Origin of the sequence: Sphingobacterium sp. Mn56C (assembly GCF_049319645.1) — a bacterium.
In the GTDB taxonomy this organism is placed as follows: domain Bacteria; phylum Bacteroidota; class Bacteroidia; order Sphingobacteriales; family Sphingobacteriaceae; genus Sphingobacterium.
Genome location: NZ_JBMOUC010000001.1, coordinates 1,419,167 through 1,441,659 on the forward strand (window position 1 = coordinate 1,419,167; position 22,493 = coordinate 1,441,659).

Here is a 22,493-nt window from a genome sequence, read left to right on the forward strand (position 1 = left end):
TTTTTTGTTTAGGTATAGGCTGCTTGCTTTATGCGGGCATGACTAATTTTAACAACTTCTTGCTAATCGACAGGTAAAAAGGGCTGTGTTTTCATGGGAAAGCAAGCCGGTACATGGTGCAGCTGTCACCCACCTCACGGTTATTTTATAATTTTAACCCTATCGGTATGCCGCAACGGTGCGTCCGGACTTTCTGCAGGATACCCTAGTGCAACATTGATCGTAACCTCATAATCATCTGGAATATTCATCAACCGTAAAAGATCGGCATGCTCTGGGCGATTTAAAATGGGTACAAGGGTACCCAATGGGCAGGTTCCTAATCCTAGAGCATGGGCACTCAACAGGATATTTTCTAAGGCTAAACCTGCATCTAATTTACCATGTGCACTCCCCTTTTCGGTAGCAATCACAACGATTGTTGGGGCATGGTGGGAGATACTGAAACCGGGTTCCCGATAGCGGGCAGCACTTCCTTGAAACTCCTTGCCTTGGGCATAGGCTAAGAAGCGTTTATTAATCTCCTCAATAATATTAGGGTTCTGTACGACACGAATTTCCCAAGCTTGCTTATTGAGTGTACTTGGGGCATAAATTGCTGCTTTCATAATTGTGTCGATCTGATTTTCATTGACCTGCTGTGCCGTAAATTTGCGAATTGCTCTACGGGTCATTATATTATCGATAATTGCCGAACGATTATCGCCTTCATATACCTGCTGCACTGGGGCTGGTTCCGTACAACTGGAAAGCATAAAGACAATTGCTGCCGTAAGTAAAATGATTTTTTTCATAACGCGTGAATTATAGTAGATGATTTATTTTTTTTGAATGGACGTACTTGAACTTAATAAGCAGGTATATGATGTATATGTATAGTAAATAGGCTATATAATCGAGTTGATACAGGCTTATTACCGCATAACTCAGCAGCAGAATTTTACCTGTAAGCTTAAAAACAGGCTCAACTTGCTGACGCCAATGCCGGGTACTTCCCCAGGTTGCAGGTCTAAATTGCGTACTGATTTGTTCGGAGAAGGCATTCATCAGTAGTATAGCATAAGACATGTAGGCATAACGAATACCGGCCTTTATACCTATAAAAGCTACCAGCCCAATCATCAGTCCATAGTAAAATTTCCCTTTGGCCGTTGTCGGACTGGAGGGCATATCGGTGGCCATAAAAACCGTGGCTAGCAATATACCCCCTACGGCATATTTGGCTCCGTTGGTATCGCCTATCCATAAGCATAGGGTGAACATGCTGAGCACCGAAAATGGGATATGCCAGCTGATACGCTGCCGTACTAGTAGGTATACCCCAGCAAGGGCAATAGCGACAATGGAGACCTCTCCCATGGCACCATTGGGTTTATAGAACAATGCGGAAAGGTGATCCGCCACATAGGGGTCAGGTATTCCAGGAAATAGTGCTTTCGCGGGTCTAAGAACCAAGTCCGCCGTATTCCATATCTCCGCGGAGGTCATTGTAGAGGCGAAAAAAACAGCCATAAACTCTCGCCCGACTAATGCTGGGTTAAAGCGGTTTTTCCCTAGGCCTCCCCAAAGTATCTTGCCAAACAATACAGCGGCAAAGGCACCAAAGGCTACAATATATGCCGGCGTTGCCGGTGATAGGGTACATACCAGCAGCAGCACCGTTACGAATACGGAGCCATCTTGTAGGCTGTTAAACTTACGCCAAAGGAGGGCGGCAAAGAGAAACTCGGTTAGTATACCGACGGCCAGGGCAATGCCCAGCAGTCGCCAGAATTGGAATCCATAGGCCAGCCAGGCTGCAGCTATTACTGGTAAGAGTGCAATAACCACATCAAGCATTACTTGCTGTGTCGTATTAAATCGTTCTCTTATAAAAGGATTTATGTGCATAATTTTATAATGTTTACAGCATTAGCCTGAGGTAAATAGCTGTGCTTTTCCACTGAAAATATTTTCCATAAGGGGTACATGACTAGGGCATACGTAGGCGCAGGCCCCGCATTCTATGCAATCGCCAAGATGGTACTGCTGTAAGGCAGCTTGATTTCCCTGTTGGTTAAACCTTACAAATTCTAAGGGCATTAAGCGCTGCGGACAAACATCAACGCATAATCCGCATTTAATGCAGTTTTGTTGGTTTTCCGCTTGCTTTTTTAGTAGCAGCAGTCCGCCGCTTCCTTTATGTATGGCTGTTGTACCCGAGCTTATCGCCTTCCCCATCATAGCGCCTCCCAACACAAGAGTTTGTGCTTCCGGGTTCCATGGGTTTCCCGTGGCCTTTAGAATATGTGCCACAGGCGTTCCATACTTTATGGTATAGTTTCCTAGAGTCTCACAGGCATTACCGGATACCGTTACGACGCGTTCCACATTGGGACTGCCTTCGAAAATTGCCTTATAGATAGCCCATAAGGTTCCTATATTATTTACCAAAATACCATGCTGTGCCGGAATGCTGCCTTTGCGGAGCTCCTTGCCAACAACGGATTTTATAAGCTGTAGCTCCCCCCCTTGCGGATAGGTATCCGGCAGTAGCTGCACCTCTATAGGTACCCCCAGCGTAGCGGCCTGTTTTAAGAGTATAGGTTTCACCTGCCGGTTTTGTTTTTCTATGGCGAAGACTATCCTTTCGGCAGCGACGATTTTCTGGATTACTTGCGCCGCTTTTAAAAGTGGGACTGTTTTTTCGCTTAACAATGCCCTATCTGCAGTGAGGTAGGGCTCGCACTCTACGCCATTGAAAATTAGGGTATGAATCTTATATTCTTCAAGGTTGTATTTCAGCTGGGTGGGAAACTGGGATCCTCCTGCCCCCTGTATACCATAATCCAGCAGCAGCTGCCGGAAGCTTTGTATATCGAGTGCCTCGGCATCCACAGGGGCTGTCGGCACGGGGGTATCTTGGTAATCGTTTTTTAACTGCAGCACCTGCTTACCATCGATCTCCAGCAGCGCCGCTACTGTACCCGAAACGGGGGCGTGGATTTTGCTGGCAAAGGGACCCTGCGATTCGGCTAGCAATTCATACTTCAAAACTGTCGCGCCGATTTCTACGACAGGCATCATCGTATTTCGATAAGCCGCTAGCGGCAGGTAAAAATCTGCGGCATCGTCCAGTGTTTGTAGACCTTGATGTTTGGTTTTTTTCTTCAAAGAGGGTATTATAAGCATATATTGGATATTTTTTGACCATCCGCTTCCAGTCTATAGTAACGGAAATCAATTTGTTTTTGTAGGCTTTCCAGGGTGGGTATAAACGTCTTAGCGTCTACGGTAAATAAGGCTGTTGAGAGTACATCGCCAAGAAATGCAGTATCTGTAAGTAGACCTACCTGCGCTGTGGTTGCTGGATATCCTGTTTTTGAATTTACGATATGTCCAAAGGATTTTCCCGCCAGAGTTACCTGGCTATTTAATCTTCCTGAAAGGCTGAAGCATTGGTTGCACAACTCCAATCGATCGGTATACTCGCCTGGGGTAAAGGCGGATGGAATATGGATCTTCCAGCTGTCGTGACTACGGTCGTTGATGCCAATAATGGTACTCCCCCCTGCATTGATCAGGGCGTCTGTAACGCCATTGCTTTTTAAAAACGCCATAGCCTGATCTACAGCATAGGCTTTAATAAAAGAGCCCGTACATATTTCTTGTCCCTTGGCTATACGTACACTGTGCCCTTGAATTTCGATGTTTTTATAGTTTACCCTTGCGCGCTGTCCTGCTATAGCTTCGGCTGTTGGTATGGTATGCTGTATTTTTTTATAAAAACCCCATAGGCGTATCCATGGCATACAGGTAATATCATAACTACCTTGGGTTATTGCAGATAGCATCGTGGTGGTGTGGAGCATATGTAAACAGGCTTGATCTACCTGCACCCATTGACCGGCATATCGGTTTATCTGCTCAAAGTAGGATCCGTATTGGTAGGCGTTGTACCGGCGATCTATCCATTCCAGACGCTCAAAACAGGCGTTTAAAAGCGACTCACTGTATTGGGCTGGGATCTTAATACGGATGCGGCAGTAAAAAAGATGCCGTTCTTGCACAAGGTAGGCTTTAGTAACTTTCGGATGCATTCTCTTCATCGTTATATTCAACAGTTGTTTTTATAGCGGCCTGTAGGGGCTTATAGTTAACCTTGCCAACGGTAATGCGCTGAAAGTAGAGGTTTGGGTTTTCCCAGGTTTCCGTTTTGGTATTGTACTGCAGCTCCTGTACCTCGAATTTCTGCTCGCGTGCGGCCTTGGCTGCTGCCAATTGCTTTTTCTCCGCTTCTTTTTCTGTAAAGTTTTCCTGAAGTTTCTCCCAAAAGTTACGTTGTCCAAAAAGTAACAGCAGCAGTCCGATGGTGTAGAGCACAAGGGATTGACCTTTTATTTTTACCATATTTCTTTGTCTTTTTCTTCGTGAAACGCCCTAAAATAGGCATTTGCCCTTTCCTGCACTTGTTATTAATGATGTGTTACATTGAAAAGTGACGAATGTAGTTGGTCATATTTAAAACCTACTTTATTAAGAAAATTTATAAGAATAAAGAACATTCCTTGCCTGCCTTGCAAAATTTATTACCTTTGCGCTTTCTTTTATTTAGACTAAAACTAATTAAAAATAACGAATTATTAATTATACTTATATGAATAAATTGCTAAGCGTTTTGGGCTTGACTTTACTTACAGGTACGGCAGTTCAGGCGCAAAACATGCTGGGTACGGTTTTAAATAAAGCCTCCCAGGAAGCTATCCCTGGCGCTAGTATTAGCGTGAAGGAACGTCCCGAAATTCGCACGGTGGCTGATGCTAAGGGCAACTTTAGGCTGGTTTTGCATGCTGGGGAAACGTTAATTGTAAAAATGGTGGGCTACAGCAGCTTTCAGCAGCATTTTGCGCAGGTTTATGAGGGTCAGCACGTACAGGTCGACTTAACTGCGGGTGTAGCGTTGGATGAGGTTATGATTACGGCTAGCTTGGCTAATGCACGTAGCAGAAGGGCTATTGGTACTCATGTTGACCAGGTGAATGCTGCAGATATTGTTGCCAAGAGCAATCCCTCCTCTTTGGCTGAGCTTTTGAATGGCCGTATCAGTGGCGCGCAGGTGTATAATACCAATGGCAAGTTGGGCATGCCTATACGTTTTGATATCCGCTCGGCGGCGACTTTTAGTATGGATCGTGATCCTTTAATTTTTATTGATGGCGTCCGGTATAACAGCAGTAATACTTCGGATATCAACTCGTCGCAGGAGGCTATGAGTGCGCTGAATGACCTTCCTTTAAATGATATTGCCACTATTGATGTTATCAAGGGCCCGGCGGCGGCGGCGTCGTATGGTGCGGAAGCGGCTAATGGGGTGGTTATTATTCAAACTAAAAGAGGTTTAGGTGGTTTAGGTGGTTTAGATGGTTTAGCTGGCGACAAAAAGGTTGTAGGTATACAGGTGAGGTATACGGGTGGTTTTAGTGAGTTAGCTAATAAATACAGCAAATTTGTTAATAACGATGCGGTGAATGATTTCTTTGTGCATGGCCATCAGAATCAGTTTTATGCTAACCTTAGCGCGCGTTTTAATCCGGCAAACAGCCTCTTCTTCTCGGCAAATTCGAATGCCGCCACGGGAACTATTCCGGGAAATAAGGACAATAGATATAGCTTCCGGGCGGGTTACGACTTTAGCAAGTCTGATTTTAAACTGGGGTTTACTGCTGGGTATGTTAGGGGTAAATTAGCTATCCCTCAATCGGCCTCTGGCCGTGATGATGCTTTATGGAACTTGCTGCGCGACCAGAAGCCTTGGCCTTATATTTCGGAGGAGTCATGGCGGGCTTTGGAGAAAAGTTATGCTAATGACCGGTTTACGGGGAGTGTAAAGCTGAGCTACAGCCTTCCTTACCGTATTAAAATGGAGTCTTTGCTTGGCGTAGACTATAATTTTATTGATGGTCTTAATTACCTGCCTTATGGGTACTTGCAGGGCTCTAACCGCACTGGAAGTAAACAGGTTAGCAACCGTAAAAACAAAAATTTAAACTGGGATATTAAGCTGTCACGGAGTTTTGACTTGGATCCCGACTGGAAACTGAATATCGCCTTGCTTTCACAGCTTACCCAATCGTCGGAGAGCGTTTCGGGGATTCAGGTTCGTAACTTTGCTATCCCAGGTATCAGCAATATTTCCTCGGCTGCTGAAATTCTGGGTACCACGGATACGTATTTTGAAAAGCGTACGCATGGGATTTATGGAGAGGCCTTTTTAAGTTATAAGGATCAGCTGTTTATAAATACGGGTTTACGCCGTGATGTTTCCAATATGATAGGTCGAAATGTGGCCAGCATTTGGTACCCTACGATTAGTGCGGCCTATAATTTGACGCCGTTTGCTTTTATAGAGTCTTGGAAATTGCGCGCTGCCTACGGCGAGTCGGGGCGCCTGCCTTATCCTAATGATGCCCAGACGGCTTATTTGGTGGAGAAATCTTCCTTCGGTACGCAGGTTAGTCCGTTGCGTAAAGGAAACCCAAATATCCGTCCGGAACGCACTGGTGAGTTTGAAATTGGTACCGATATTAGCTTCTTAAAACAGCGTTTGTCGTTTACGTATTACCTGCAAAATACACGCGACGCTATTGTGTATACTACTTTACTGCCTTCTCTGGGCTGGCCTTCCAGCTTGAGCGGAGATTACCCTGAAAATATCGGTAAAATTCGGGGTAATGGTATGGAGCTAACGTATAATAGCCGTGTTTTTACCAGTGTAAGCCAGAAAAATAGCTTGGACCTTTTTGTTATGTTGAACCATCAGTCTAATAAGGTGATTAGCTCGGGTGGCCGCGATATTATCAGTACCGTAAACCTTATTCGTGAAGGTCTTCCGGCCTTCGCTTTTTATACGGGGGTTTCTGAGGGGGCGAATTTTAGGGAGGATGGCACCTTTGCTAATGCGAAGGAAAGTGCTCCACAGGTATTAGGAAAGCCTTTCCCAACCTTTAATGGCTCCTTTGGCTTTAACTTGCTGCTGCTTGATAAGTTACGCTTGCAGTCGCTGTTTACTTATGCACAAGGCGCCAAGCTGTACAATATTACGCACCGCAATACGGCTAGCCAGGGCAATAACTTTAGGGCTAGTGAGGATTTAAAGGCTTTACTGGCGGCACAGACGCCAGGCACAGTAGACTATATCGCTACGGCAAATAAGCTCGCTAAGTACCAGGGGCCCAGGGGCCACTTTATTGAAAAGGCCGACTTTATACGGTTGAGCAATGTAACGCTATCGTACGATTTTGGTGCTTGGATTCGTAAGCAGACGAATGGTGCTTGTACCAGTTTTATGGTTTCTTTAACGGGTAATAACCTTTGGTTAACAACAAACTATACTGGCGTAGAGCCGCAAATCGACTCGCAAGGGGGCAGTAAACGTACGCGTGGAATAGGGTACCTATCGTCGGATTGGACGGCTGTACCGGCACCGCGTAGTTTTGCGGTAAGTGTAAATATTGGATTTTAAGTATAAATATAATGATGATTATAAAAGCCTTTTGGAAGAAAACTAGCCTTGTATGTATTACGCTTTTTTTCTTAAGTTCCTGTGATAAGTGGGTTAATAATGTTAAACTGCCCGATAATACTGTGGATGAATCGCAACTGAATAGCCTCGCTATGTTGGGGCGCATCGAAAATGGTGCGTTTGTCAATGGCCCTGTAATTGCTGGTGTTTGGCGCGCTGGCGCTTCGTCGGCATCGGATCTTCTGGTGGCATCGGCTGCCATTGTAGACGAGATTGTGCCTACAGCGGTGCCTAATTCTCCTTTTTATAAGGAGCTGGATGCGGATAGGCTATCTCCGGATAATACCGCTCTGTTTGGGGTATGGTCGAACGTTCAAAACTACCGTGCGCGTGCCGAAGCGGCAATTCAGAATGCCTTATCCTTGTTCCCGAGTGAGGAAGAGGGTGTTAAAATTAAAAATGCTGCCTTGCTGTATGCTCGCTTGCATGCTGGTTATGCGTGGATGTTAATGGCGGATTACTTTTCGGTGAGCAATAGTAGTCATTCCGTTTTTGCCGACCATAGGGAGGTAAGCCACTTCGATGCGTATGCCAAAGCTCAGGCGTACTGGCAAGATGCACTGCCTTTGGCGAATGGGTATGAACAGCGTTTGCTGCATGCTTTACTAACGAAATTGGGGATGCATACGGGTAATTATCAGCTTGCCGTAAAGCATATCGGACAGGCTTTTACTGCGTCAGAAAACTTTAGTTTCCTGAATACCGTGGGTGCAACAAGCCATCCTTTCTTCCGCGCTTTAAACCTTACGTCCAGGGATGCTGCCGTTGCCCCGGCTCTTATTGCGGTGCTAAAAACTGCAGGTGAAAAGGCGCGTATTCCCGTTACGAAGGCCGACAAAGGACATTGGTCGTTGGTGCTGTTTAAGGAGAGAGACCCCCTTGTGGTATCGGACTTTGACGAGATGCAGCTTATCCGTGCAGAGCTTGTGGTTCGTGGGTTGTTGACTGGAAATGCCGTGGACCTGGTAAATACGGTGATTCAGAAATACGATCCTAGTGGTGCCTCAAATTATGCTGCCGACCGCAGCCTTACCTTAATGGATATAGTGGCGGTACGTCGCGTTTTCCTCTCGTGGAGAGGAACCCGGATTATTGACTTGCGTCGTTTTCATTTGGATGGCGACCTGAATCCGGGCTTTAGCAAACGGCAGTGGCAATGGATTGGTGTACCCGAAATGGAGACCCAAAACTAATACTTACCTAGAAGGGCGGTTCATGGACTGCCCTTCCAGGCAAGTATTAATTATACTGATTACCAATTTTATAAAATACATAAGGTAAATGTTTACAGGACATGAAATTTCGTATACTACTGCTGTAACCCGTCGTTTGGTAGCTAAATTTGAGGAATTAAGCTATCTACTTAAACCTAAAAAATGCCCCGGCTACCCTTCCTAAATGGCGATCGCCTATTATCCGGTATTTTGGGCTTGGTTTTCAACATTTGAACCTTGCTGTTTAGGCCACCGCTGACTACAATTTGATGGCGTGGAGCTGCCTAAATGCGCCTTGCTGTTGGCGCTAATTACTGGCATATTAGCTCTACAAAACGACCGTTTATTATGGAATAAAACAGGGTTTTAATAGTAAACATAAGGTTTATAACTATACATTTTAAATCCTGATTTACACCTGTTTAAAAATGCTGGTTTCTTTATAGTTAATAGAAGTTACAACCCACTATGGCCCACCAAATCTTATTCTGAATACTACATTTCACGAGTCCCTAACAGTCCTTGTAATCTTCTTAATCTTCTTAATATTCGTAAACCATTTGCAGCTGCCGGTGCATACGATTCAATCTAAAATGGCTTGCGGTAAACTTGCGCGTCGGCAGTTTAAAGGTATACCCCCAACCCCCATTCAGCGCCCGTTGACAGTCAAACGTTGACCGTTAACCGTTCACACCAGACAGTGTGCAAACGCAAGGGGGAAATAAAAAGAAAGAAATACACTTTTGCAATAACAAGGAATTCTTCATACTTATTTTAATGCGCTCTAAGGCTCTAAAAAAAATAAAATTGAGCTTACCTAGTGAGTTTGCTATAGAATGCGCTTAGAAGGCCTTATTCAGCCCTTAAACCTAAACAGCCGATATGGGCATGTAGATGCCAATTCCTCCATAAGCAACATTAACTAATCCAATCCTAAACCTGAACCTAAACCTAAACCTGAACCAGCAGCAGCTAATAGGAGAAGCACAATAACTACATGCTGTATACCCCCTTATTTTAAAACATACAGCATTAAAAAACAGAAATCTAACGAACCCAATTAAAACAAAATATTTAAGCAAAAACCTAAAATAAAAATCCCAAAAAAGGCTGTATCCCAAGTAGGAATACAGCCAAAAAGCAAATAATAATAAAAAAGCCGTACAGGAATATTTTAGTTCCAACCCGGGTTCTGCACCAGGTTTGGATTTTTATCAATTTCTACCTGCGGCACCGGAAACCAATAATTCTTTTCCGCAAACACCCGTCGTTGATACACCGTACGTTTAAAGAAAGCATCACTGTTGGACTCACTATCATCACGCACCGTGCCAGCAAAGTTCATCCCATAGAAGTTTCCATTTAAAGTCTGCTCCCCAATCTTCCAACGCCGAATATCGCCGTAGCGAATACCTTCATTATTCAACTCTACCCTACGCTCCCGGCGTATCGCCTGCCGCATAGCCTCCTGCGATGCCGGCACAGGCAATGCGTTAGCCCCCTTTCCAAACTGCGGAATACCAGCCCGCTCACGGATAAGGTTTAAATACTGGAGGATATCCGGATTACCAGGATCTGTTTCATTCAATGCTTCGGCATAATTAAGATATACCTCCCCTAAGCGGTACAATATTCCAGGACGGTAAGGGTTCGTCCAATTACGGGGATCATGATCGGGGTGCACCTTCTTGCGCACAAGATAACCATTCTGTGGCGCATCATGCGTTGGTCCACCATCCCAATTTCCATTATAAAACATAGTAGTCCTATTCTCCCGCCTATACCAAGCCCCATTATACAGCACCGAAATATAAAAACGAGGCTCCCGATGGGTGTACATATTGTACGTACCAGCAAGGGTAACCTTTCCTTCTCCCTGCGACTCTATCCATTTTGTGTTACGCACCTCTGCGGCAGTAGAGAACCCTTTTTCCACATATCCAGAGGCAGGGTCGTCAATAGTCCGGCCATTCTCCATAAAGAAAGCATCCACTAACGATTGTGTAATTCCGAGACCGCCATTTCCCCCCGTACCCCGAGGTGTTGCATGCTTGTCGTATTCAAAAATATCACACTGCATACGGGCAAAGAGAATTTCATTATTACCATCCTGAGGCCTACGGAACATCATATTTTGGTACGACAAGAAGGGGTCAATACTCCCGTCATCGTTATATTCATAATACAACTTATGACCCGCCGCCAGAGCCTCGTCAATCAACAGCTTGGAAGCATCGGCAGCAGCCTTCCATTTGGAGGCATCATAGGTCGTAGCATAGAGGTTCTCGCCCTTCTTATTTTTAAAATTTGCATACGCCGGATTCCCATTTACTAACGGACTTGCCGCAAACAATAGCGTACGTGCACGCACAGCCAAGCACATAATGGACGTAGCACGTCCATACTTCTGCGCTGCAGAATACCGGGCAGGCAAAATTTTGGACACCGCCAACAGCTCCTGATCAATCCAATTCACGATATCGTCAAAAGGTGTTTGTCCGAGCAACAGCTCTTCACTAGACGCATTTGGGTCCGTAATACCCAACTGAAAAGGTACAGCCCCATACGTATCGATCAGCAAAGAATAGTAATAGGCAATCATAAAACGAGCCTCCGCCTTCATTAAGTTCACCTCCGCTTCCGTCACCAACTGTGTTGGGTTTGCCTTCACATTGTCCAGAAAAATAAAGGCCGAGCGAATACGTCTAGGCAGCTCCACCCAATAATTTGGCGACCAATTGGTACTGGGGTTCCAGTTCCCTATCTGCCGACCAATAACAGTCCAGTCGAACTGCTCCCATCCCGTTGATGGGGCCATATCATCCGACATGGAGTCCCAGCCCACATAACGAGCGAAACTCCAGTACGGATCTGGAATATTGCTATAAATTCCTGCCAACCAATCCTCGGTTCTCGTTTTATCCTTAAACACCATCTCCAATGTCAGCTGATCATCCGGCATTCTATCCAAAAATTTCGCACATGAAGTCAGCAATAATGCACCTAAGAAAACCGAAGTCTTTACTATATTTTTCATAATTTATCTCCTAAATCCGTTAAATTCCTTATTTAAAATTAAGTTCAATACCTAGCGATACCGATTTCATAATCGGATACTTCATCCCATTATTTACGCCCAACTCCGGATCCCAGAGTTTAAATTTCGAGAAGGTCAATAGATTATTACCACGCATAAAAACTCGGAAGCTTCGAATATGGAGAGGGTTTAAAACTCGAGATGGCATACTATAACCCATCTCCACATTGCGAAGGCGCATAAAACTCATATCGCGCAACCACCAAGTAGACGGCATATTATTATTGGCATTCTGAAAGTCCGACAACCGCGGGTAAAAAACATCCTGACTTGGATTATCTACGGTCCAGCGATCGCCTACATTATCGAACATATTTCCCATGGCACCATTGGCACTTCCCGGAATAAAGTTCGCCCCACCAATTATTCTATAGGTATTCGCTACACCCTGCATAAAAAAGCCAAAATCAAACGCTTTATACCGGATGTTTGCCCCAAAACCATAAACTATCTGTGGGTCTTCGGTTCCTCCGATGGCCGTATTATCCCGTGCATCTACTACACCATCGCCATTTAAATCTTTATACTTTATATCCCCCGGACGTACCTGACCGAAGGTGTGCCTAGGGATGGATGGCTTTAAAATACCCTCGTTAACATTCTCAAAGTCGTCCTCGGTAAATAAGCCCTCGGCAATAAGGCCGAACAACTGCCCGATAGGTTTGCCTGTAGACGAACGTGTGGTCCCGATAATTGCCGCAGGCTCATCCTGCTCAATAATTTTATTCTTTGCATAGGTAAAAGTTCCGCGAACCGAAAGAAAAAGGTTGTCGTTTAAGGATTTATTAACCTCCAGAGACATATCTACCCCTTTATTACTTACCTCTCCAAAATTTGCCCATGGCGCATTGGTAAAACCACTAGAGCCTGGAATAGAGCGGCGCTGCATAAAAATATGGCTACGTTTTTCATTGAAAACATCCAACTGCAACTCCAGGCTATTCCATAAGCCTAATTCAATACCAACATTAGCCTTTCGAACGGTCTCCCAGGTAAGATCGAGATTACCTTGATCCCCTTCCAAGCGCCCAGCACGATAAAAGTCATTATTAAGGCCCCAGGTATACCCCGAAATTTCATTAATCGTTGTGATGTAAGCAAATCTTCTACCATCCAACTGATCGTTTCCGACCAAACCATAAGAACCACGGATTTTAAGCTTCGACAGTGAGCCCCGCAAAGCCTGCATAAAAGGCTCCTCCGAAACATACCAGCCCAAAGCTGCCGATGGGAAAAAACCAAAACGCTTGCCGGAGGCAAAGTTTTCGGAGCCATTATAGCCGAAATTAAACTCGGCAATATAGCGGTTAGCATAGTTGTAAGAAAAACGGCCCGCGATACCCTGGTTTCTAAACGGCAGTAGATCACCGTTGTCAAAATTACGCTGGTTGTACAAAAACAAACCCTCTACATTATGATTTCCAAACATGCGACTATAGTTCAGGACAGCTTCCAAGTATAAACTTTTATCCCCCCAATCAGCGCCTCTGCTGTAGCCCAAGAACTCCTGCCCATACCTATCGATCACCAAATTTAGGTTGCCATCCTCATCACGGCCAATGGCGGGATTAAAATAATCGGGATCTTTACTACGCACCACCGAATTACCAGAATAACGGTCAAAAGAAAAAAGCCCCCGCGCTTTTAAGCCCTTTAAAAAGAACTTTAAATCCTGCTCTATGGCAAACAAAGACTCCAGCTTAGAGTCGCTAAAACGCTCGTAACCACGCTGTGTTGCTAAAGCCCAGGGGTTGCTGCGCTCTGGCGTACGTGGAATTTGCCCTGTAGAATAGATCGTGGGATGCACATAAGGTGGAATTACGAAGGCCTGCTGAAAGAGCTCGTCTACATTCTGCGGTGCGCGACTTCGATCTTGCATATAACCACCAATATTTAAACGGAATAAGGTTGTAGGACTCAAATTTATATCCACATTAGAACGAACATTGTAGCGCTTTAATTTGGAGGAGGAATCCCAAGCCTGGTTTTTATCGCGCTGTATTAATCCAGCCTCCCGGAAAAATGAAGTTACCAAAGCGTAACGCAAAATTTCCGACCCCCCGTTAACATTAAGGTTCACCCTGGAATTTCCGGCATGGTCGCGCAAAATTTCATCCAGCCAGTTTACATCGGGATATAAATCTGGGTCTACCTTATTCCGGATATTATCGATTTGTTCTGGCGAGAATAAGCCCGCCTGGCCACGCTCTTCACGAATGCTATTCATCACTTCCAAGTAATCTGCGGCCCCGATAAACTTAGGTAATTGTATGGGTGAGGTAACCCCCTCCTCATATCTTAACGATACATTAGGCTTACCCACCTTTCCGCGTTTGGTATTAATTAATATAACACCATTTGCCCCCCGAACACCATAAACGGCACTCGCTGCAGCGTCTTTAAGAACCGAGAACGATTCAATCTCCTCCGGATCCATATTGTCCAGCGAGCGTTCCACTCCATCCACCAATATCAGCGGATTACGTCGCTCTCCGAAAGTACTTATTCCTCGGATCCAGTAGTTGGAGTTATCATATCCCGGCTCTCCGGAGCGCTGCACAGCAATTATTCCCGATAGCTGCCCCGCAAGATTATTACTCATCGAACGGCCTGTTCCCTGCTGCAGACGCTTAGGCTCTATGGTTGTAATAGCGCCAACGACCGAAGCTCTTCGTTGTGTCCCGAAACCTACGACGACAACCTCATCCATTTCGCTGATGCTATCTTTAAGGGTAATTTTATAGTTATTTTCTGACGTCAATGGTATGCTTTGCGTCACATAACCCACGAGGTTTGCGGTAAAAAAGGTTTCGCCATCGGAAATATCCAGTTGAAACCTACCGTTGCCGTCGGTTATAACCTGTTTATCGCCGATGCCTGATTTTATGGAAACACCAAGCAACGGTTGCCCTTCCGCATTGCCTACTCTACCGGTTATGCTTCGGCTTTGCTGCTGGCCTGCGGATTGTGCCGCTGCTCTTTTTACTATTATCGTGTTGTCTTTTACCGTATAACTCACATCCAGTACAGCGCATATTTTATCCAACACAAACCGCAGCGATGCATCTTTGAAGCTGAAGGTTATTTTACGGGTCTCGTTCAGATCTCTGGGGGAGTATAAAAACTTTATCCCTATCTTTTCGTTCAGTGTGGTAAACGCTTGTTTTACGGTAACATCTTTAAATTCGATGGAAATCGTCTTTTGTAAATCTACAGAAGGCTTTCCCGACGACAGTAGGAGCATCACTCCGATTGCCCCAAAAAAGACAATAATCTGCTGCGCAAACAAATTATGTTTGCGAATTTTCATTCGTAATTTATACATTTGAATAAATTAATTAGTATAATGATTAATTATTTTAAGCCTCTCAACAGGCGCAATTAGGAATGTGGCTGCATTCCTAATTTTTTTTTAATCTTTCTTATCTACATATAAATCCCCTTTCTTAAATTCATAAGTTATCGTATTGGTTAGTTTAATGATTTCTAAAACGTCTATAATATCGGAGTACCGCGAGAATATCCCGCTGATGGGTAGGTCGGCTATAGCTGGACTTACGGAAATGGTAATACCATACCATACCTGTAATTCTTCGGCTACAGCAGCCAAAGTTTCGTTATCAAAGTAGAACATCCCCTTACGCCAGGCCTTGGCTTTGGTTTCATTTTCTCCTGTCATCACCAATATCTGATTGGTGTTTCTTTGTAAATAGGCTTTTTGTCCGGGTTTTAATAAGACATTATTTCCATTCGAATGCTTAGCGCTAAGGCGTATGCTGCCTTCCAACAGCTGCACATTTTCCTCTGTATTTTTGCTGGCATCGACAATAAATTGCGTTCCTAAAACCGCAATTGTTTGCAGCTCCGTTTGTACAGTAAAAGGCAAGGACTGGCCATCCTTCTTCAGCTGCAACACATCGAAGAACACTTCGCCACGTACGTGCACGTTCCTCTTTCCTTGTTCAAAACCTGGGTCTAGCCTGATTACAGCATTGCGGTTTAACCAAACCTGGCTACCATCCGACAGCAGCACTGAAAACACCTGCTGCCCTGGATTTTCTATCGTTAACTCCTTGGACATTCCGCCCTCTTCCAGCGTTGATAGGTCCAATACTTTTTCGTTGTTCAGCATTTTATAGGTTGCGCCCTTGGGGAGGCTTTCGACAAGGTTGTAGCGTTCTTTTTTTCCTACCAGCAAAACCGGAGTGCTGGGGTTGGCGTCATCCAACTGTCTGCTACCTGAGGTATTTTGCCACAGCATGTAGTACAGCGAGGTCGACAGCATAAAAATAAGGATGCAGGCTGCTGCCAGTTGTAGGGCTGACAGGCGGCGAAAGAGTGGATATTTTAGTGGTTTAGGTTTAGGATCAGATTTAAAATCAGGTTTAGGATGAGTCGCATTTTCCCCAGGTGTTGATGCCGTTATGCGGGTATCGATATTATTTTTTATTTCCGTTTCTAAACGCTGTAGTTCTTCTGCTGTGGGAGTCTCTCCCTGGACAGCGTCATAAAAATTGTCCACAAATTCGCGTTCACTATCCGATGCTTTATGGCGTAAATAGCGATCGAAAATGACGCCCATCCATATTTCTATACGACGTTTATTTGCAGACATATAATAGAATTTATAAGAGGTTGTTTATTATATGTCGGTAAAAAGAGATTAACTCCCAAAAAAAAATAATAAAATTAATAAAAGATACTTTTGCAGTAAGCCGCGCAAGGCATTCGCCGTCGTCAACAGTTGATTTTGTACAGTTTTTGGCGATATATCCAATATTTTACTAATCTCCCCTGTACTCTTGTCCTCGTGGTAACGCAACTGAAAAATCTTTTTCCTTTTTTTGGGTAGTGTCTCTATCCAATTATTTACATACTGCTTTAATTGCTTCGTATAGAAAGGGGTATCGGCTTGATTTGTGTAATCGACCAAGGTGTCTACCATACCGTCCAGCTCGGCGAAACTTACCCGGCGCCTACGGTATACATCGATGACCTTAAAGCGAACTACCTGATAGAGATATTTTTCAACCTCATGGATATGTTTTTGTTCCCTTTTGTCCCACAAGTCCACAAAAAGATCCTGAACAATTTCTTTGGCTACATCCTCATCTTGAAGTTTACGGTAGGCCAATTCATATAACCCCTTAAAGGTGAAGCGATAAAGACAATCAAAGGCATCTTTATCGGAGCCTTTTACCAAGATAAAAAGATCATTCAGGCTATATTGACTATAGTCGATGTGTTGCACAGAAAGCTATTTTTTAGGTTTTAGTTCAATTGTACTTGCAATATATAAATTTTAATAGAAATTAAGGAATCAAAATAGGTAGGTAGATTATACGAATTAGCTCCGTATTTTATTCATTTATCAACTGCTTCATCCACATCAGCATCTTCTCTGTATTAAATCTAGTGGCACCCGAAAATTTCACAGCCAGCACACCCTTTTTGTCTATTATTAAGGTTGTTGGTATTGCGCCATTAAACCAGTCCTTAGGCAGTTCACTGGCCAGTACATAAACAGGTAGGTCATATTTTTGCTTTTGCATAAATTTTTGCGCCCGCTTAACATCGCCATCCATATCCAACATTACAAAAAGCAGGTTTTCCTCCCCTTTTAACGCTTGCCGGAACGCATGGATATCAGGCGTCTCGAACAAACAGGGGCCACACCATCGTGCCCATAGGTTTATAAATACCACTTTACCCACGAAGGATTTTAAGGATATAAGGTTTCCCTGGCTATCTATAAAGTTTATGGCTAACGTATCTCCTGCCTTAGCTTTTGGATTCAGCGTTTCTTTAGGTGGCAGATCCTGGGCTGGGATATTCGATTTCCGCCTAAAGCCAGCACATAAAATAAGAAGCATTATAGAAATTAAGAAAACCGTTGTATTTTTGGCACCTGACATATTTTTCATTTATTCATCCGCTTTAAGAAGCCATATATTGACACTTAACAGTATCTATTTAACTTGCAGTAGGATACGCGATTCTACAGTTCCTTATTTTTATTCTACTACAGTAGCCTTAGATAAGGCTAAAATAACTAATTAAAATTTTTGCACGGAAATAAGGTAAATCTTTCGTACTTTTTAACATATTTTTCTTCTAATAGGAAAATTTATAATTTTAACTCTTTACAAAAAATAACAAAGTATATCGCATACACTTATACACAACTACCCCTATGACGAACGAAACAATTATTACCCTATTGGTATCTGGTATTGTAATTAGCAAAACCATTATAGGTATCTTAATCTATCATTTATTAAAAAGAAACCGACAGCTACGCGATGAAAAATTAATGCTTAGTGAGTTAAGCACAAAGTTGGAGAATTATGTCACCGAGGTACGTCATCAAAATAAAGAACTTACCAAGGCAGAGGAGTTTAAATTAAAGGTACTCTCGCTGGCCTCCCATGATTTACGAACGCCATTTGTAAACTTACAGATGTTATTAAATTTCAGGCACCTGGATGGGTTTAAGGAAACGCTCTATACCGATCAGTTTTTGGATGATATTGCCAGGCAGGTAAACAAGGGTAAAAACGTAGTTAATGATATCCTTGTATGGGCATCCGGACAGTTAAATGGAACCGGCTTGGTAAAAGAGGACTTTGGAATTAAAGACCGTATGGAGTCGACAATTATCTTCTTTGACCAACAGATAAAACAAAAAGAATTGCAGGTGGAGCTTTTGGTGCAGCAGGAGTTGTCGTCTAAGGGTAACCCTGGAATTTTTGATTTCTTTATCCGGAATATTATTTCAAATGCAATTAAATACAGTCCGCAAAAAGGCCGCATTGAAATCGGTACCCATGAGGTACTGAAAAATGGAAAGATCACACTCTTTATTAAAGATAATGGAAACGGCATGAACGAGCATCAGGTAGACTTTATTAATTCGGGAAAATCACAAGCAAACAACAACTTAGATCCATACCACGGCATGGGAATCGGATTGTCCCTATGTCAAAACCTGGCCAAGCAAATTGGCTGGGGACTATCGGTGGAAAGTCAGCAAGGTAATGGGGCAAAATTTTATATTGAACTAAAATAACCCTTCCCATTTTAGACCAGGAAAAACAAATAAAAGGCAGTATTATATTGCCTTTTATTTGTTTTTATCTTTTCTCCCTGCCCCCTGCTCCATTTCTGCCCTGCTGTCCTGCTGTCCTGCTGCCCTACTTTTCCTGAACAAAAGGCAGAGCTTGTAAAAAATATCGTTATACATATATTAGAAATCCATGACCGTGTCAAGGCCCCTACGCAGACCTGTAAAGGTGTTTATCTTTTGTATGGCCAATAAAATACCTTGTATATACGGATCGGCACCACTTCCGGCATCATGTCGCAACAGCAGCTTTTCATCCTTTGCACCAAAAATAGCTTCAACCGCTAACACATGTCCGGGCAACCGTACGGCATGCACTTGAATACCATTAATTGTTGCACCACGTGCATCTTTGCGGCCGATGGTTGCTGCGATATCAACCTCAATTTTGGGCTTTTGAACCAGCGATAAGCGGTAGGCTAATTCAGCAACCGTACCACTTGGCGCATCCTGCTTGCCCGCAGCTGCATAATCAATAAGTTCATACTCCGGAATATAACGTGCTGCCATTTCGGCAAAACGTTGTAATAACACTGCCGTAATAGCAAAATTTCCGGCAGCGAGTACGCTGCTGTTCTTTTGGCTGGCGACTTGTTCAATGTCCTCAAAATCAGCATCCGACAAACCAGATGTCCCTAAAATCACCCGTTTACCCTTTTTTAATGCAGCCAAGACATTACTTTTTGCAATCGTAGGGTTAGTAAAATCAATTAGAACATCAAAATCTGCCGCGTCCAGCGCTTCCGTTACATGCCCAAATAAAGGTATCGGAGGTCCGTCGAGGCGCAATACCTCCGAAAGATCACGACCGGCATACGATCGCGACAAGCCAGCAGTCAGCTGAATATCCGCCTTCTGCAACAAACTTTTACTCAATGCCTGGCCCACCCATCCAGTGGCTCCTGCAATACATATCTTCAGCATAAATATTTAAAATTAGTAAATACTTAAATTACCAAAACAAAGGCTAAGCCACAAATAATTTTATTTGCAACCACACAAATCAGCATCCCTAGGAAACAAACGCTCCTCGTTTTGAAAATCTATAAACCTGCTTGCTGCCATAGGCATAACATTTGCTGGCTAAGATTGCTGATGTAGGCTATTTATTTGCCGTTTGCTATAAGTCGCCCCTAAAAATCAGTATTACATTATTACGATAAACATGAAAACAATACGAAAGGCCAGTGTAGCCGATGCTTTTGCAATAGCACCATTAATTGATCTGGCGATGGAGCATATGATAGTAGCCTATATTTTTGCAGGCGATAGGCCGCAAGGACTTTCGTATTTAAGGCAGCTCATTAGCCGCTTGGATACGCCCTACAGCTACCGCTTTATTAACGTTTTTGAAGAAGATCACAAGATATTAGGGCATATTTGCCTTTATCCTATGGAAGAAATAACAGGGTTGCGACATACTATGGTTGAAAACCTACCCGCCGGTATGGAATCTGTATTTGAATTGCCTGCGGATACATATCCTGCTGCACCTGGAGAGATATACATAGATACCCTTGCGGTCTTGCCTGAAGCACAGGGAAAAGGTATCGGATCACAGCTTTTGCAGCATGTTATGACGACCTACCGCAACCAGAAACATTACTTTTTAAGTCTTTTGGTAGCAAAAGATAATCCTAAGGCGCATAAACTATACCGCAGTTTAGGATTCGTCGATGTGGCTGAGCGAAATTTAATGGACAAAGAATTTTATTATATGCAATGGAAATCTACGACATAGGCAACACGGCTCCTGCTGGGGCATAATAATGTTAAATAGTTGTTAAACAAGGCGTCAGCTTATACTATGGGCATAGGAATTGCGTTATTTTGGTACATTCATAATTTAGGTTAATAATTTGGTTAGTTTAGAAAACGCTTAAGGTTCCCCGCCTTAAGCGTTTTTTGTGCAGCTTAAGCCCGTATATAAGCTACCCTAAAAGTAAAGACCTACATCCCTGCCAAATAGTCTTAGTACCTACCCCATCCGGTGCATCTGTTAACGCGGTTTGAGGTTCAAAAAATAGCGTAATTATAAATTATAACGTAACAAAAATATAGATTAAGAGAATAATTATCATACTAAGGTCATAGCTTTGTTAAATAGTTGTTAAACAAGGCGTCAGCTTATACTATGGGCATAGGAATTGCGTTATTTTGGTACATTCATAATTTAGGTTAATAATTTGGTTAGTTTAGAAAACGCTTAAGGTTCCCCGCCTTAAGCGTTTTTTGTGCAGTTTAAGCCCGTATATAAGCGACCCTAAAAGTAAAGACCTACATCCCTGCCAAATAGTCTTAGTATCTACCCCATCCGGTGCATCTGTTAACGCGGTTTGAGGTTCAAAAAATAGCGTAATTATAAATTATAACGTAACAAAAATATAGATTAAGAGAATAATTATCATACTAAGGTCATAGCTTTGTTAAATAGTTGTTAAACAAGGCGTCAGCTTATACTATGGGCATAGGAATTGCGTTATTTTGGTACATTCATAATTTAGGTTAATAATTTGGTTAGTTTAGAAAACGCTTAAGGTTCCCCGCCTTAAGCGTTTTTACTTAACGCTAAAATTTATCAACGAGCGTATGTAATCTTTATGCTATAATCGATAATCTATAATTACGATAAATCCTTGAAATCCCAAAAAACAACCATAAAAAGACGGCGTCGAACAGACGCCGTCTAGGCTATAAGCTAAAGTATGTGCTTTACAAATATAACTGAATCGAAAAAGAACAGCCTATAGCAGGTATTGAAAATTAAAAATTATTGGTATTTTGAGGAATACTGCGACGAATAAAATCGGCCAGCTGCTCAAAATCTGAAACAATATGGTCTGCTGCCGACTCCGATGCTAAAGCCGTTTCATCCCCCCAAACCTTACCTTTCAGCCAAAGGGTTTGGCAACCACAAGCCTTTGCAGGAACAATATCTTTACGGTAAGAGTCGCCCACAACCAAGCATTCCGCGGCAGGTAGGTTTAATTCATCCACGGCACATTGAAAAATAGCCGGATCGGGTTTACGAATGCCGATAACTGCCGACTCTATAACCGTATCAAAGTAGCTTAGCAATCCGAAATCCTGCAATACAGCCTTCAGGTTTCCATAAAAGTTGGACACTATAACCAGGGGCATAGAACCGTAAATTTCAGCCAAAAAGGCCTTACTTTTCTGTGCATGGTATTGTGCGACAAGAAATGCTTCCGCACTTATGGATTGAATTTTGGCTGCCGGAATCGTATGCCCATGGTCCGTTAAATAGGCAAACTGTGCTTCGACTTTCGTCTCCAGCATCTGCCGGAAATTATAATGGGGCAAAATCAAGGGATGCGTAGCCATTTTCCGCTCGGCATATACATAAGCCTCCTCGTAAACTGTGGGATCTATAGAAACCCCCACTTTAGTATAAGCCTCCTGAATAACGGAAGCCCAATGTTGGCCACTGGAATCCAATGTTCCACCATAATCAAAAATTAAACCTCTAATCATAAA

16 protein-coding genes are annotated in these 22,493 nt (G+C 43.3%); 4 read left to right on the forward strand and 12 right to left on the reverse strand.

What is annotated here, in order from left to right; genetic code table 11:
* Positions 1-140: 140 nt before the first annotated feature.
* Genes ACL9RF_RS06005 through ACL9RF_RS06025 form a run of 5 tightly spaced genes read right to left on the reverse strand, consistent with a single transcriptional unit; the run spans position 141 to position 4,389 of the window.
* Positions 141-794 carry a nitroreductase family protein gene (locus ACL9RF_RS06005; protein WP_422799694.1) on the reverse strand — a complete coding sequence of 218 codons (654 nt, stop codon included), beginning with the start codon at positions 792-794 and terminating at the stop codon, positions 141-143.
* Between the two features lie 10 nt (positions 795-804).
* The gene (locus ACL9RF_RS06010) at positions 805-1,890 is read right to left on the reverse strand and encodes an RnfABCDGE type electron transport complex subunit D (RefSeq protein WP_422799695.1); all 1,086 of its coding nucleotides are present in this window, start codon (positions 1,888-1,890) and stop codon (positions 805-807) included.
* Positions 1,891-1,911: 21 nt separating this feature from the next.
* Positions 1,912-3,171 (reverse strand): electron transport complex subunit RsxC, encoded by a 1,260-nt coding sequence (rsxC, locus tag ACL9RF_RS06015; protein ID WP_422799696.1) that lies wholly within the window; start codon positions 3,169-3,171, stop codon positions 1,912-1,914.
* Positions 3,162-4,088 (reverse strand): FAD:protein FMN transferase, encoded by a 927-nt coding sequence (locus tag ACL9RF_RS06020; RefSeq protein WP_422799697.1) that lies wholly within the window; start codon positions 4,086-4,088, stop codon positions 3,162-3,164. Before ACL9RF_RS06020 ends, rsxC begins: the two co-directional genes overlap by 10 nt.
* Positions 4,060-4,389, reverse strand: a complete 330-nt coding sequence (locus ACL9RF_RS06025; protein WP_422799698.1) for a hypothetical protein — start codon at positions 4,387-4,389, stop codon at positions 4,060-4,062. The genes ACL9RF_RS06020 and ACL9RF_RS06025 overlap by 29 nt, the downstream gene beginning before the upstream one ends.
* Positions 4,390-4,636: 247 nt before the next feature.
* On the opposite strand from ACL9RF_RS06025, the gene ACL9RF_RS06030 reads away from it, so the two are divergent.
* Both ACL9RF_RS06030 and ACL9RF_RS06035 read left to right on the forward strand, forming a co-directional pair.
* Positions 4,637-7,501 (forward strand): TonB-dependent receptor domain-containing protein, encoded by a 2,865-nt coding sequence (locus ACL9RF_RS06030; RefSeq protein ID WP_422799699.1) that lies wholly within the window; start codon positions 4,637-4,639, stop codon positions 7,499-7,501.
* Between the two features lie 11 nt (positions 7,502-7,512).
* A complete protein-coding gene (locus ACL9RF_RS06035) occupies positions 7,513-8,754 on the forward strand; it encodes a hypothetical protein (protein ID WP_422799700.1) in 1,242 nt (413 codons plus the stop codon).
* Between the two features lie 1,195 nt (positions 8,755-9,949).
* On the opposite strand, the gene ACL9RF_RS06040 is transcribed toward ACL9RF_RS06035, so the two are convergent.
* From ACL9RF_RS06040 to ACL9RF_RS06060, 5 genes are all read right to left on the reverse strand, one after another.
* Positions 9,950-11,812 carry a RagB/SusD family nutrient uptake outer membrane protein gene (locus ACL9RF_RS06040; protein ID WP_422799701.1) on the reverse strand — a complete coding sequence of 621 codons (1,863 nt, stop codon included), beginning with the start codon at positions 11,810-11,812 and terminating at the stop codon, positions 9,950-9,952.
* A 28-nt stretch (positions 11,813-11,840) separates the two neighbouring features.
* Positions 11,841-15,182, reverse strand: coding sequence for a SusC/RagA family TonB-linked outer membrane protein (locus ACL9RF_RS06045; protein WP_422799702.1), 3,342 nt, complete (start codon positions 15,180-15,182; stop codon positions 11,841-11,843).
* A gap of 102 nt (positions 15,183-15,284) precedes the next feature.
* Positions 15,285-16,487 (reverse strand): FecR family protein, encoded by a 1,203-nt coding sequence (locus ACL9RF_RS06050; protein ID WP_422799703.1) that lies wholly within the window; start codon positions 16,485-16,487, stop codon positions 15,285-15,287.
* Positions 16,488-16,535: 48 nt separating this feature from the next.
* Positions 16,536-17,123, reverse strand: coding sequence for an RNA polymerase sigma factor (locus ACL9RF_RS06055; RefSeq protein ID WP_422799704.1), 588 nt, complete (start codon positions 17,121-17,123; stop codon positions 16,536-16,538).
* A 109-nt stretch (positions 17,124-17,232) separates the two neighbouring features.
* Positions 17,233-17,796 (reverse strand): TlpA family protein disulfide reductase, encoded by a 564-nt coding sequence (locus tag ACL9RF_RS06060; protein WP_422799705.1) that lies wholly within the window; start codon positions 17,794-17,796, stop codon positions 17,233-17,235.
* Positions 17,797-18,065: 269 nt separating this feature from the next.
* Between ACL9RF_RS06060 and ACL9RF_RS06065 the strand changes: the two genes are divergently transcribed.
* Positions 18,066-18,941, forward strand: coding sequence for a sensor histidine kinase (locus ACL9RF_RS06065; RefSeq protein WP_422799706.1), 876 nt, complete (start codon positions 18,066-18,068; stop codon positions 18,939-18,941).
* A gap of 177 nt (positions 18,942-19,118) precedes the next feature.
* On the opposite strand, the gene dapB is transcribed toward ACL9RF_RS06065, so the two are convergent.
* Positions 19,119-19,919: a 4-hydroxy-tetrahydrodipicolinate reductase gene (gene dapB, locus ACL9RF_RS06070; RefSeq protein ID WP_422799707.1), complete on the reverse strand. Its 801-nt coding sequence runs from the start codon at positions 19,917-19,919 to the stop codon at positions 19,119-19,121.
* A 241-nt stretch (positions 19,920-20,160) separates the two neighbouring features.
* Here dapB and ACL9RF_RS06075 point away from each other — a divergent pair, with 241 nt between their 5' ends.
* Positions 20,161-20,736: a GNAT family N-acetyltransferase gene (locus tag ACL9RF_RS06075; protein WP_422799708.1), complete on the forward strand. Its 576-nt coding sequence runs from the start codon at positions 20,161-20,163 to the stop codon at positions 20,734-20,736.
* 1,022 nt (positions 20,737-21,758) lie between these two features.
* On the opposite strand, the gene ACL9RF_RS06080 is transcribed toward ACL9RF_RS06075, so the two are convergent.
* A complete protein-coding gene (locus ACL9RF_RS06080) occupies positions 21,759-22,490 on the reverse strand; it encodes an HAD family hydrolase (protein ID WP_422799709.1) in 732 nt (243 codons plus the stop codon).
* Positions 22,491-22,493: the final 3 nt, after the last annotated feature.